Here is a 12,898-nt window from a genome sequence, read left to right as displayed (position 1 = left end):
TTTTGCAACTAATGCAGCAGATTAACCATGATTAGAAGAAAGCCGGCGCGAATGCTTTCCCTCAGACTCATGTCGATACCAGGCTGCCAACATGATCACGCCACTTAATACAAGCAGGCCGCTTGTTACGAAAAATACACCAGAAAAACCGAAGAATCCTGCGAGCATTCCTCCAAGTGCTGGTCCAACGATATTGCCGGCAAATCGTAAGGAAGTATTGTAGCCGAGTACCTCACCTTGAATGGAGAGTGGTGCCTCTTGCCGGATATAGGCAATGCGGACAGGAATAATACCGCCGATCGAAATACCGAGTAAGAAGCGCAGGACTATCAATTGCCAAATATTCGTGACAAATGCCGCCGGGAAGTAGACAATGCCTGCCATGAACAGCAGAACTATCACGATTTTAATATACCCGATCCGGTCACCTAAGCGCCCCCATCTCCTCGCCATTAACAGATTACCAAGACCTGCTGCCGAAAAGGCCATCCCGGAAAATAATGCGATATTTGCTGTTCCGTGCAATTCACTGACATACAACGATAAAATTGGTTGTACGCTAAAGTGGGCGACTTGAACAAGCATGGAGATTAACATGACAACGAGCAGTACGGGCCGGGAAATAATGTGGGCGATCACTTCCTTGCTTGAATAGGCTTTTGTGTCATCTTTGTCATCAGCGAATCTCATCACAATTTCTTTTACCCCGAAGTATACAATTATCCCTGATATAAAGATAGAGATAGACGTCCATTTAAATGTTGCTGCATAACCGAACGCATCAGCAAAGGCGCCACCCAATAAAGGTCCCATTAATGAACCGGTGATGCTGCCGGTTTGCAATGTACCCAGCACGCGGCCGGCAATGTTTTTTGGCGTTTGCGTCGAGATGAACGCTTGTGATATTGGAATAAAGCCAGTAAATATCCCCATGAAAAACCGCAAGATAAAAAGCTGCCATACGTTGGTGGCGAATCCCATCAGGAGGATAGAGATACCCAGACCTGATGCAGAAATCATCAGGATTCGCTTCCGGCCATATTTGTCGCCGATTCGTCCCCAAACTGGTGAAAAGAGTAGTGCGGTCACAAACGTAATACCAAAAATCCAGCCGGACCAATTTTGTACATAGGAAGCCGAGAAATCTCCATAGGTTTCAATGTACAAAGAGAGAAATGGAAGCACCATTGTCATACTTCCGGAAACAAAAAAGTTAGCAAACCACATGATCGCTAAATTTCGCTTTACAATTGAATTTTGCTGGTCAACGATTGCCAATACCTTCTTTCGTGCCATTTATTTCGTCACTCTAAATAATATCGAGTGCAGACACAAAATGAAAGTTTTATGCTCACGGTCACGTTATCACTAAATTTCCACAAATTTTCCTTGCTAAAACGGTATAAAGTCCATGTTTAATCTCGACGGATGCGTTATAATAATCAGGAATAGGATGTACTGCAAACGAATAGAAATAAGTTTGACATTACGAATAGTATAGAAATGTATGTAAAGGGGAATTCAATATGAGACGTTTTTGGAAGAAGCTTACAACGGCTGCATTACTAATTGGCTTGATTACCGGGATTGCATTACCGGTCATGGCAGCAGAAGGAGCAAATGATAAATCTGAGAGCATCAATGAAAAACTGGGTGTTCCGATTGTCGTTTACGGTGATACATTATCAAATAGCCAGAAGCAAGAGGTTCGTAAGCTCCTTGAGGTAAAAGATCCGGATAATACGGAGGAATATAATGTGACGGGACAAGATATTGCCAATTATATTGACGGGGATCCCAATTCGCGTATGTATTCTTCCGCGAAAATCACCCGAGAGGAAAAAGGTAAAGGGCTAACCATTAATATTGTAACACTGGAAAATATAACAGAAGTGACAAGTGAGATGTATGCAAATGCATTGTTAACAGCCGGTGTTGAAGATGCAACTGTTGATGTCGCTTCACCAGTAAAAGTAAGTGGTCATTCGGCATTAACCGGAATCTACAAAGCATATGATGTTCAAGGGGCAGAGCTTGATAAAGAACGAATGCAATTGGCGGATGAAGAATTGGATGTTTCGACAGACCTTGCGAAAAAAGAAGGAATGAACCAAGAAAAAGTAAGTGAATTAATGACAGAAATTAAAAAAGCAATTGCCGAACAAGATCCAGCTACAAAGGAAGAAGTCGAACAAATTGTCAAGGAACAACTAGATAAGTTGCAAATCTCGCTAAGTGACCAGGACAGGCAAATGTTAACTAATCTTTTCGAAAAAATGCGTGATCTCAATATTGACTTTGACAAAGTAAAAAACCAGCTTGAAGATATTGCATCAACGGTTAAAAATAAAATAGATGAGTTAGGGTTGGATCCCGGCTTTTGGGAAAAGGTAGGAAATTTCTTTAGGGAAATCTTCCAGATGATCGGTAATTTCATCAAAGGGCTATTTAGTTAAATCATTATCCAATTTAAAATACTGTGTTAAGAAAACATCTGAGGCTGGAATGCTTTTTCATTGAGGAACTGGTGCGGCTTTGAAATAAAGTTGCACCTTTTTCCCTTTGACTATGTATTGTTTAAGGGGTTTTTATGTAAAAGTACTATAAGATTATTCCGTTGAAGGCCGCGATAATGGAATAAATGTATTGTGCAAATAATGTGGATTTGAAATAATTATTATCAGCGGTATAGTGGAAGAAGGAATATTGAATGAAATAAAGAAATTGGAATTGTTTAATTAGAATGTCATTAAAGAACAAAAGGACTGAGAATGTATGCGAGGAGTTCAGGAGTTTCATGAAAAGTGGGCAATTAAATATAAATACCAAGCGAATTCTTATGAGAAAGCTATCTACTGAGGATATTAAAGAATTTTATGAAATAGTTAAGAAAAATGATGTGGGAAATTGGCTTGGCATAGGAAACGGAATGTCTTTTAAAGAAACCGAGCAGTATGTCAATCAAATCATAAAGCATTGGAAACAGCACAATTTTGGTGTTTGGGCGCTAATAAATCAATCAACTGATGAAATTATGGGACATTGTGGTTTAAGATATATCGACGATACAGAGGATATAGAGATTATTTATCTTCTTGATCCAAAATTTTGGGGTAAAGGATATGCGACAGAAGCAGGAAATGCAGCTATACAATTCGCCTTTAATTCACTTAAGATTCATAAACTAATTGCCCGGGTGAGAACCAATAACAGTAATTCTAAGAAAGTAATAGACAAACTTGGATTTAAGTTTATTTATGACAGGGATTATAATGGGCGCAGATTATCGTACTATGAATTGTCTAATCATTAGTTTATGAAGCACTTCTCTTTCCTCTTTCTTGTTCAACATAGCTGATGCTTTTACCTAATTACTTTGTTACATAGTTCTAAATAACGATCTTCTAGAAAATGGCGCTTTAATCGAATAAGAAGGCACTGTTTCTGAATAGGGCCAGATTGTTGAAGATCGAACTTAAATTTTATATGAGATAAAATAAACTGGCGCAATAATGGAATAAAAGCGCAGTCTTGCGTATAAGGGCCAGCGCGTTAAATAAATTGAAAAGGTATAGGGAGCAACTGAATAAATTATAAATAGGGGTGGGAATGTCATTTATATACTGGTTTTGGGGTTTCTATATATCATAGGAGTTCCTCTTACAACACTTATTCATGAAATAGGTCATGCAGCTGGGTTAGTTTGTTTAGCAAAAGATGGAGTAGCAAGGATTTACCTAGGTGATTTCAGTGATTCAAATAAAGAGAACTTTCAAATCGGGAGAATTCATTTTCATATTGTTTGGGGAGCAGGTGGAATATGTAAATATGAAAAACCAAACGATATGACAACATTTCAAAGCGTGATTGTCTCATTAAGTGGACCATTAATATCAGCTATTTTTGCAACTATCTTATTTTTCTTTCTCAATAGTCCCATAAATAATTATTTCCTAATAAGCGGCTTGTTTTGGACGAACCTTTTACAATTTATTGGAACAATTATTCCTATAATTTATCCAAAATGGTGGGGTCCTTATGGTGGGTATCCCTCTGATGGATACCGGGTATTGAAATATTTAAAAAAATAATATACGTGCCGTTTGTTGAAGATACATGGCAGAAAATGAACAAACTTTTTTACAAAAATTCCAGTTAATTTCGTATAAAAGGAATCCATTTTATCAATCTTTTTTCAAAATGGATTCCTTTAAATTTGCCGTAAAATCCAGATTTTATTTAAAAGCTACAACTGGTGGCGTTAGTTGAACAGTGGCTGCCAGTTTAACTTATCAGGAGTAGGACTTTAAAGAGTTTGAAGTTTAAGGATAAGGATATTCAAAAAGCCAAGCAAAAATGACACTTCAAGTTTATACGGTGGTTTGTTTATATGCTGCTCATGTAAATAGTTAGTACTGTTTATAACCGCAAACTCATAGTAACTGTTCTTATGTTAAATCCCATTTTTTCATATAGTTTAATAGCTTGGTTCTTTGCATAAGCATTTAAACGGACTTCTGAGTATCCAGCTTGTTTTAGATGATTAATGGCAGTTTTCATTAATTGTTTAGAGATTCCTTTTCCTCTAAATTCTTCTATAACATGCAGTTCATAAATAAATCCATTCATCTTATCAGTAAACTGGTCTTTACTTGCTCCTAAAAGGATCCATCCCATTAATTTATCGTCTTCTATTGCAATTAAGTAATAGCTTCCCTTTTTCAGTAGTGGCTCTATAAGTTGTTCAATTTTTTCATTAGTGGGCTTGACTTCACCCAATGTACCATCATATATAGCTTGTGGCGAAATTGATAAAATCTTATTAAATTCCGAATCATTAGGTTTTCTAATATCCATTAAATTAAGCCTAGTCCTTTCAATATCCTTTTAATCAGTTTAGCATGAAATACCAGTATCTCAAAGTTTTTAATTATCATGATTTCTTGTTGTAGCTACTGTCAAAAATCATACATTATGACATTGAAAATCAGGTATTATTAATGACGAACACAAAGCAAGGAATAGTTAAGTAAATTGACCCACTGGATGCAATCTAGTGGGTCATTATACCTTTTTAAATCATTAAATAATCCCCGGTTTTTTTGTTTTTTCTAGGGAATTAAACACAAATTTCAAAAAAATGATATAAAAATGTGAAAAAAGGCTTGTTAACAATCTGAAAATAATTTATACTTGAACAAATAGTTGTTATATTACAGGAATGTTACGATTTAATTAAAATATAGTAGTAGTGGCATCGCTTTTTTTACTGCGAATGTTTGCAATCTTGATACTTTTACATAAAGGGGGAAGAGTGGTTGGTACTCAATCAGTATGACAACGACCTGCTCAAAATAAAGAATTTACATACGGGATTTATTATTGATGGCGAATTACATAATGCAATAGTAGATGTGAATTTAGATGTTAAACCGAAAGAAGTTGTTTGTGTTGTTGGGGAGTCAGGCTGTGGAAAAAGTGTTATGTCACTATCGGTCATGCAGCTTTTGCCTAAACAAAACTCGAAAATTTCAGCCGGTGAAATTTTATTCAACGGGGAAGACTTGACAAAAAAATCGGATAAAGAAATGAACAAGGTACGCGGCAAGGATATTGCAATGATCTTCCAGGAACCAATGACTGCGTTAAATCCAGTATTTACGATTGGCTCGCAGTTAATGGAAGTATTGTTTAATCATCTGGAGATTTCTAAAAAAGAAGCACGTGAAAAAGCGATTGTTTTATTAAAGCAGGTTGGGATTTCCCGACCGGAGAAAATTATTGATGAATACCCTCATCAGCTGTCGGGCGGAATGCGGCAGCGTGTCATGATTGCAATGGCAATTGCCTTGCACCCCAAATTACTTATTGCGGATGAGCCAACGACAGCACTGGACGTTACGGTCCAAGCCCAAATATTGGAATTACTGAAAGATATTCAAGATAAAGAAGATATGGCGATTATGCTGATTACCCACGATTTAGGTGTTGTAGCGGAAATGGCCGATCGGGTCATCGTCATGTATGCCGGGCAAGTAGTGGAAACGTCCAATGTTGTTGAATTGTTTACCAAGCCAAAACATCCATATACCGAGGCATTGCTAGGCAGTATTCCCAGAATGGATCAGGACGAGGAGAAACTGAATTCGATTGAAGGGGTGGTTCCATCACTAGAAAATATGCCACAGGTTGGCTGCCGGTTTGCCGATCGGTGTCCAAAGGCGTTTGGTGATTGTACGAAGGTTACCCCACAGCTTGCCGAAGTAGCAGACGGACAATACGCACGGTGCCTCCTTTATGATGCATGCCATCCAGAAACAACATCAGGTGAAAAGGAGGAAGTGAAGTTATGAGTGTGCAGGTAGTATCGGAGAAGAAGAAAAAGAATCTGGATCAAAAAGAAATACTATTAGAGGTTAAAAATTTGAAAAAATACTACCCAGTGCATGCTGGGTTTTTCAGACGGAAGGTTGGCGATGTAAAGGCTGTCGATGATATTTCTCTTACCCTTAAAAAAGGGGAGACGTTCGGTCTTGTAGGTGAGTCAGGCTGTGGTAAGTCGACAGCAGGTAGAACAATACTGCGGTTAACTGAAGCAACGGAAGGTCAGATCATGTTTGATGGTGAGGATATAACCGATTTAGGCGGCTCGGCTTTACGAAAGGCACGCCAAGATTTCCAGATGGTATTCCAGGATCCGTACGCATCATTAAATCCGAAAATGATGGTCGGCCATTTAGTTGATGAACCAATTCGCAACTATACAAATAAATCACATAAAGCCCTAAAGGCGGACGTAAAGGAACTGCTCCGTCGAGTAGGACTTCGTGAAGAAGATTATTATAAATATCCGCATGAGTTTTCTGGCGGGCAGCGGCAACGAATTGGTATTGCCAGGGCACTCGCATTAAATCCGAAGTTAATTGTAGCTGATGAGCCGGTCAGCGCACTTGATGTGTCGATCCAGTCACAAGTGTTAAATCTCTTAAAAGAGCTGCAAAATGAGTTTGATTTAACCTATTTGTTCATTGCCCATGACTTAAGCGTTGTTAAACACATGAGTGATCGAATCGGCATCATGTATTTGGGGCATTTGGTAGAGGTAGGGGATAAAGATGCTATCTATAAGGAGCCATTACATCCGTATACCCAAGCCTTAACATCGGCAATCCCAGAACCCGATCCATTACATAAAAAGGAAAGAATCATTTTGGAAGGGGATGTACCTAGCCCGCAGAATCCACCTACCGGCTGTGTGTTTCATACAAGGTGTCCGGTTGCAATGCCGAAATGCAAGGAAATTGTACCGCAATTAAAGGAGGTGAGGCCTAATCAACAGGTCGCATGTCTTTTGTACGAGGATGAGTGATTAACATTTTAAGGGGGAATAATTGTTGAAAAAGAAGTATTGGCTTTTATTAACGTTAGTATTTGCAATGTCGATGGTACTAGCTGCTTGTGCTGATAGTACATCAGATAGTGGTGGAGAGAAAGATTCAGGTTCAGACAGCGATGACAAGTCTGAAGCAAAAGCAGATGAGCCGCAAAAGGGTGGTACAGTAACATACGCATTTACACAACCTTTCCAAGGGTTACTGGATAGAGGACTGTATGAAGGCGAGGATGATGACCTCATACTTAACTTTATGACTGAGGCTCTAGTGGATACAAATGATGAATTGTTACCAGAGCCTGGCATGGCTGATTATGAAGTTGATGAAGATGCGAATACCGTAACTTTTACCATTAAAGATGGAATCAAATGGCATGACGGAGAACCGTTAGTTGCCGAAGATATGGCTTACGCATATGAAGTAATTGCTCACCCTGATTATGAAGGTTCTCGTTATTCGAACGTTGCAATGATTGAAGGGGCAGAGGAATACCATCAAGGCAAAGCAGACAGTATTTCTGGTATTGAGGTGAAAGATGAAAAAACGCTTGTCCTTCAACTAACAGACGTGGCACCAAATACCATTGATAACCTATGGAGCTATCCAATGCCTAAACACTATTATGAAGGTATAGCTGTCAAAGACTTGCCAGAATCTGATCAAGTTCGGAAAAATCCAATCGGTACAGGGCCATTTAAGGTGAAAAATATTGTACCAGGTGAAATGGTTGAGCTGGAAAAATTTAAAGATTATTGGCAAGGTGAACCATACCTGGATGGGGTTGTTTATAAAGTTATTGATGCTTCACTAGCTGCAGGCGCATTAGAAAAAGGTGAAGTTGATATCATGAAAATACCATCAAGTCAATATAAGGAGATTAAAGGGATCGACAATATAGAATTACATGAAGAAGCGGCATTAAGTTATAATTATATCGGTTTTAAATTTGGGCACTGGGATAAAAAAGAGAAAAAGAATGTAATGGATAATCCAAAATTCCAGAATAAAAAATTACGCCAGGCAATGTCCTATGCAATTGACCGTCAAGGTATGCTAGACTCATTCTCCAACGGTTTAGGTGAATTAATCGAAGCGCCAATGCCGCCAGTAAGCTGGGCAAAAGTTGATGATTCTGAATTGACTACGTATGACTACGATCCGGAAAAAGCAAAACAATTGCTTGATGAAGCAGGCTATAAAGATGTAAACGGTGATGGCTGGCGCGAAGATCCAGACGGTAATGAATTCACTGTGAACTTTGATTCAATGTCTGGTTCCGATATTTCTGAACCGCGTGCGCAATATGTCTTGCAAAATTGGCAGGATGTCGGTATTAATGCCAAGTTAAATGGCGGATTGAAAGAGTTCAACCTATTCTATGATACGGTAGAAGCTGACGATCCATCGGTTGATACATTTATGGGTGCCTGGGGGCTTGCCAGCGATCCGGACCCGACTGGTCTATGGACAGAAACGGATTTGTGGAATTATCCGCGCTGGGTAAATGAAGAGTCGGATAAATTAATCAAGGAAGGTATTAGTGATAAAGGGTTTGATAGAGATTACCGTGTTGAAGTATATGGTGAATGGCAAAAGCTTGTAAACGAAGAGCTGCCAATGATCTTCTTGTACTCACCAGTAGATGTGTATGCAGCTAACAAGCGTTTACAAAATGTTCATACAAACTCATTTACATCCCAAGTAGATACACACTTATGGTGGGTAACTGACGCTGGCAAATAATAGTAAGCAAGGATAACAATCTGTAACATAAGGGGAAAATAATATGCTCGTTTATACATTACGAAGAATCGCTATCATGATCCCCATTATTTTCCTTGTCTCTATAGTGGTATTCTTCCTGGCACATCAAATGCCAGGAGATGCCCTAACAGGGAAAATTGATCCATTGAATGCCAATCCGGAATATATTGCGGAAATGCGTGATAAATTGGGATTGAATGATCCGATTTATGAACAGTATTTAAGATGGATTAGTGGTTTTCTGCAAGGAGATTTTGGACAATCATTCGTGCATAAAATGCCCGTCTCAGAATTAATTTTATCACGGCTTCCTAATACAATTTTATTAGCTGTTATAGCGATGTTTATTACGTACATAGTTGCTTTCTTAATGGGAAAATATGCAGGTCGGCGTCCAAATACAACCGGTGATTATGGTGTGCAGATTATCAACTATTTGGCTCTGGCTATGCCTAGCTTTGTTGCGGCTTTACTCTTAATCTATTTCGTTTCCTTTCAATTAGGCTGGCTTCCCGCAACCGGAAGTATTGCATCAGGAGTAGATCCAGGATCATGGGGATATATTGTTAGTAAGATGGAACACGCCGTTTTGCCATCATTGTGTTTAGGGTTACTGCCTATTGCCAGTTATACGCAGTTTTTGCGGAATGACATGATAGAAAGTGCACAAAAAGACTACGTTCGAACTGCACGTGCAAAAGGTACACCGGAACGTAAAATCTATAATAAGCATATTTTACGGAATTCCGTTATTCCTATCGTTACACTCTTAGGATTTGACCTGGCAGGTATTATCGGTGGTTCGGTTATTATTGAAACAATTTTTACGTATCCTGGGGTTGGGCAATTATTTGTTGATTCCATTAATAACCGCGATTATACGGTAGTAATGGCAATTACAATGCTACTCACCGTTATGACACTTATTGGAAACCTGATAGCAGACATATTGTATGCCTTAGTAGATCCAAGGATCAGGTTAGACTAATGGAGGAGGGATAGCACATGGATCCAATGACAAATCAACTGCCTGATAAACCAACCCCTCCAAAGTTAGAAGCTGGAAAACCGGTGAAAAAGAGTCTGTCACAGTGGGCAATTGCACGTAAAAAGTTTACCCATAATATCTTAGCAATGATTAGTCTTATTTTTCTCGTTGTTGTAACAGTTTTATCGATGTCTGCATCGTTTTTGACGGACATTGACCCGAGTAGAATTGAACCAAGACTAATAGATGCTGTACCTTCAGCAGAGCATTGGCTAGGTGCTGACGGTGCTGGTAGGGATATTATTACAATGCTACTATATGGCGGACGGACATCTTTACTGATTGGTTTTTCCTGCACCGCTATCATCATTATTATTGCGGCACTTATTGGGACAATATCTGGTTTTTATGGTGGTAAAGTAGATTCTATCTTAATGCGTTTTACTGATTTTATGATGAATTTTCCATTTTTAATTTTTGTTATTGTCTTAAAAACAATCTTTGTCGACAGTGGCGTACTGGCCTTGATTTTGGTTATTAGTTTTCTGAGTTGGACAGGAGCCGCAAGGGTAATTCGAAGTAAGGTAATGTCAGAAAAGGAAAATGAATATATACTGAGTGCTATTTCAATTGGTACCAGACCCGTAAAGGTTATCATGAAACATTTGTTGCCTAATGTTATGTCAACTGTAATCGTGCAGGCTACTCTCCTGCTTGCGGCAATGATCGTTGCTGAAACGGGGCTGAGTTATTTAGGATTTGGCGTGCCAGTTGGTACACCAAGCTGGGGAAATATGCTGCAAACCGCACGTGACCCCGGAACGCTAAGTGGTAAGTGGTGGATTTGGATACCGCCTGGTTTAGCAATTACTTTCACGATTCTAGCAATCAATTTTATCGGTGAAGGTTTCAAAGATGCATTCAATCCACGATCTAAAAGTAAGTAAACTGCTAAAAAAAGCTTGTCCATTCAATTGGGCAGGCTTTTTGTGTATTGCAGATAATTCCTATTGTACAGTAATATTTTCATCATCTAAACTCCCAATAAACATATTTTTAAAAACAGAAGCCGATCAGGTTCTGGTACTCCACTTCAATCATCCCATGTTGGCTTAAAACGTGTTTTATGGCTTTATCTTGGTTGATAAGGATAATGTTGACTTCAATTATAAAATTATTCTAATAACTCAACTTTCGCATGCTGAAATAGGCAGGTAAACCTTGATGTAATTAGGCAAGCCTGCAATCCACTGCTGTAGTTGAATTTTGATTAATCCTTGCATTTTCTTGTTACTCTTTTTGATGGTATCTTCAAGAAGCTCGATTAATTGCTGTAATGCTACAGCCCAATCAAGGTCACTGATTTCATCACAAAGCTCATAAAACATGCCACCTAAAGTACGTTGATCTGTACTGCAACGATTTTGCCATGACAACACGATATATCTTGTAAACACGATAGTTGTATGGCTAATAAGTGAGTCATAGGAACGGCCTTGAAATTCCTTTTGTAGCTTCAGTAAGGATTTTGTTGTTTTGAAAAAGACTTCAATATCCCATCGCATGCCGTAAATGCGAATAATTTCTTGATCACTCAATGTGCAATCTGTACTTAAAATAGCCAACCAGTCATTTTTCTTATTGCGATTGCGAACGAAGACCACTTTTACTGGGACACCGTTTGCTTGGACAGTATGGATGGAGCGCAAAATCCCTTTCTTTCCATCGGTTGGAGTCGCCAAACGATAGAGCTGTTCCAAGGATACACGCTCGTCACCTACTAGGTAACGCTGTTTTAATTTTTTGACCATACCAATCACATCTAGACCTTGTTCTTTAATGTCTTTAATGAGTGGCTGGTGCGTGAACCATGTATCCATCAACACATAATCGGCTTGGATCCCCGTGTTCATTGCGCGACTGATCATATTCGGGATTTGTTCCGGTGCAGTTTGTAACGCTTCAAGACGTCGCTTATAGCCAGAACTGCGCTTGTCAATTTTTGAAGAAATACCGTTAATCTGGCTCTTTTTCGAACTCAATAAAGAAAAATCAACCGGTAGGAACGTCGCACCATCAGACCAACCTAAAGTTAACATGCGAAATCCTTTGTAAAAGCGCATTTTTTGGGAAGCATGATCAAAGCAACGAGCAAGTAATTCTACGTTTTTACTACGGTTTCGATCATATGCAGAATCATCCAAAATAAATACTTTCGGACGGGCATGATTTGTAAGTTTCGTTACCTTTCCAGCGGTAAACGCGACTAAGAATAGTAAAAATCGACGCCAAGCAAATGTTGATTGATTCAAAAAGCGGTAAACAGTATCCTTAGCCGGAAATTCAGGAGACTTTTTACTTTCAAGTGCGCGAAACCAGTTTTTATTTTCGAAGATCAAACAAAAGACTAATTGAAAAAGATGAGCGCAGGAATAGCCAAAATTCTTCGTGATTCCTGCATGTCTTAGATGTTTTAGAACTTTTAATTCTTTAAATGTAGATTTTAACTCGTTTGGCAGTTGCTTATTTAGGTTATTTTTCGCTATCATAGTAGGAGCACCTCTTCTATTTGGTAGTTTTTTCTGGACAATTAAACTATACCAAAACTGGAGGTGTTTTTCTTTTATGATGATTGAGTGTCAAGCAACATAACACTTTAAGTTTACCTTTTTTCGCCGCATAAAACGGAATTATTTCACCTTAAGAGTCCTTTAGAAGGTTTTTTTTCGTTTTTATTGAAGGAAGCAAATTT

At 38.7% G+C, this 12,898-nt stretch carries 11 protein-coding genes; 8 read left to right on the top strand and 3 right to left on the bottom strand.

The features are described 5' to 3' along the window. Positions 1-21: 21 nt before the first annotated feature. Entirely contained in the window at positions 22-1,296 is a 1,275-nt protein-coding gene (locus IEX12_RS07165; RefSeq protein ID WP_188724857.1) for an MFS transporter, read from the bottom strand. A 230-nt stretch (positions 1,297-1,526) separates the two neighbouring features. Here IEX12_RS07165 and IEX12_RS07160 point away from each other — a divergent pair, with 230 nt between their 5' ends. The 3 genes from IEX12_RS07160 to IEX12_RS07150 all read left to right on the top strand — a co-directional run bounded on the left by IEX12_RS07160 (position 1,527) and on the right by IEX12_RS07150 (position 4,091). Then, positions 1,527-2,456, top strand: a complete 930-nt coding sequence (locus IEX12_RS07160; protein ID WP_188724856.1) for a DUF1002 domain-containing protein — start codon at positions 1,527-1,529, stop codon at positions 2,454-2,456. A gap of 341 nt (positions 2,457-2,797) precedes the next feature. Beyond that, positions 2,798-3,313: a GNAT family N-acetyltransferase gene (locus IEX12_RS07155; protein ID WP_102416128.1), complete on the top strand. Its 516-nt coding sequence runs from the start codon at positions 2,798-2,800 to the stop codon at positions 3,311-3,313. Positions 3,314-3,629: 316 nt separating this feature from the next. Next, positions 3,630-4,091 (top strand): zinc metalloprotease, encoded by a 462-nt coding sequence (locus IEX12_RS07150; RefSeq protein WP_188724855.1) that lies wholly within the window; start codon positions 3,630-3,632, stop codon positions 4,089-4,091. A gap of 328 nt (positions 4,092-4,419) precedes the next feature. On the opposite strand, the gene IEX12_RS07145 is transcribed toward IEX12_RS07150, so the two are convergent. Further along, a complete protein-coding gene (locus IEX12_RS07145; RefSeq protein ID WP_102416126.1) occupies positions 4,420-4,857 on the bottom strand; it encodes a GNAT family N-acetyltransferase in 438 nt (145 codons plus the stop codon). Between the two features lie 461 nt (positions 4,858-5,318). On the opposite strand from IEX12_RS07145, the gene IEX12_RS07140 reads away from it, so the two are divergent. Genes IEX12_RS07140 through opp4C form a run of 5 tightly spaced genes read left to right on the top strand, consistent with a single transcriptional unit; the run spans position 5,319 to position 11,093 of the window. Then, positions 5,319-6,353: an ABC transporter ATP-binding protein gene (locus IEX12_RS07140; RefSeq protein WP_188724854.1), complete on the top strand. Its 1,035-nt coding sequence runs from the start codon at positions 5,319-5,321 to the stop codon at positions 6,351-6,353. Continuing rightward, positions 6,350-7,369, top strand: coding sequence for an ABC transporter ATP-binding protein (locus tag IEX12_RS07135; protein ID WP_188724853.1), 1,020 nt, complete (start codon positions 6,350-6,352; stop codon positions 7,367-7,369). The genes IEX12_RS07140 and IEX12_RS07135 overlap by 4 nt, the downstream gene beginning before the upstream one ends. Before the next feature lie 25 nt (positions 7,370-7,394). After that, the gene (gene opp4A / locus IEX12_RS07130; protein WP_188724852.1) at positions 7,395-9,137 is read left to right on the top strand and encodes an oligopeptide ABC transporter substrate-binding protein; all 1,743 of its coding nucleotides are present in this window, start codon (positions 7,395-7,397) and stop codon (positions 9,135-9,137) included. Positions 9,138-9,180: 43 nt separating this feature from the next. Further along, positions 9,181-10,146 carry an oligopeptide ABC transporter permease gene (gene opp4B, locus IEX12_RS07125; protein WP_102416122.1) on the top strand — a complete coding sequence of 322 codons (966 nt, stop codon included), beginning with the start codon at positions 9,181-9,183 and terminating at the stop codon, positions 10,144-10,146. A gap of 26 nt (positions 10,147-10,172) precedes the next feature. Beyond that, positions 10,173-11,093, top strand: coding sequence for an oligopeptide ABC transporter permease (gene opp4C, locus IEX12_RS07120; protein ID WP_250889831.1), 921 nt, complete (start codon positions 10,173-10,175; stop codon positions 11,091-11,093). 240 nt (positions 11,094-11,333) lie between these two features. Here the strand turns inward: opp4C and IEX12_RS07115 are convergent, their stop codons facing one another. Beyond that, entirely contained in the window at positions 11,334-12,695 is a 1,362-nt protein-coding gene (locus IEX12_RS07115; protein ID WP_088049373.1) for an IS4 family transposase, read from the bottom strand. Positions 12,696-12,898: the final 203 nt, after the last annotated feature.

It is taken from the genome of Lentibacillus populi (assembly GCA_014642895.1).
GTDB classification, from domain to species: Bacteria; Bacillota; Bacilli; order Bacillales; family Amphibacillaceae; genus Lentibacillus_C; species Lentibacillus_C populi.
The sequence above is the reverse complement of the archived record's forward strand: the minus strand, read 5'-3'. Positions and strand labels throughout refer to the sequence as shown.

Bases quoted from the DNA above. Each gene is read 5' to 3' on its own strand.
- IEX12_RS07160 (WP_188724856.1), top strand. From the start codon at position 1,527: ATGAGACGTTTTTGGAAGAAGCTTACAACGGCTGCATTACTAATTGGC.
- IEX12_RS07145 (WP_102416126.1), bottom strand. From the start codon at position 4,857: ATGGATATTAGAAAACCTAATGATTCGGAATTTAATAAGATTTTATCA.
- opp4B (WP_102416122.1), top strand. From the start codon at position 9,181: ATGCTCGTTTATACATTACGAAGAATCGCTATCATGATCCCCATTATT.
- IEX12_RS07135 (WP_188724853.1), top strand. From the start codon at position 6,350: ATGAGTGTGCAGGTAGTATCGGAGAAGAAGAAAAAGAATCTGGATCAA.
- IEX12_RS07165 (WP_188724857.1), bottom strand. From the start codon at position 1,296: ATGGCACGAAAGAAGGTATTGGCAATCGTTGACCAGCAAAATTCAATT.
- IEX12_RS07155 (WP_102416128.1), top strand. From the start codon at position 2,798: ATGAAAAGTGGGCAATTAAATATAAATACCAAGCGAATTCTTATGAGA.
- IEX12_RS07115 (WP_088049373.1), bottom strand. From the start codon at position 12,695: ATGATAGCGAAAAATAACCTAAATAAGCAACTGCCAAACGAGTTAAAA.
- opp4C (WP_250889831.1), top strand. From the start codon at position 10,173: ATGACAAATCAACTGCCTGATAAACCAACCCCTCCAAAGTTAGAAGCT.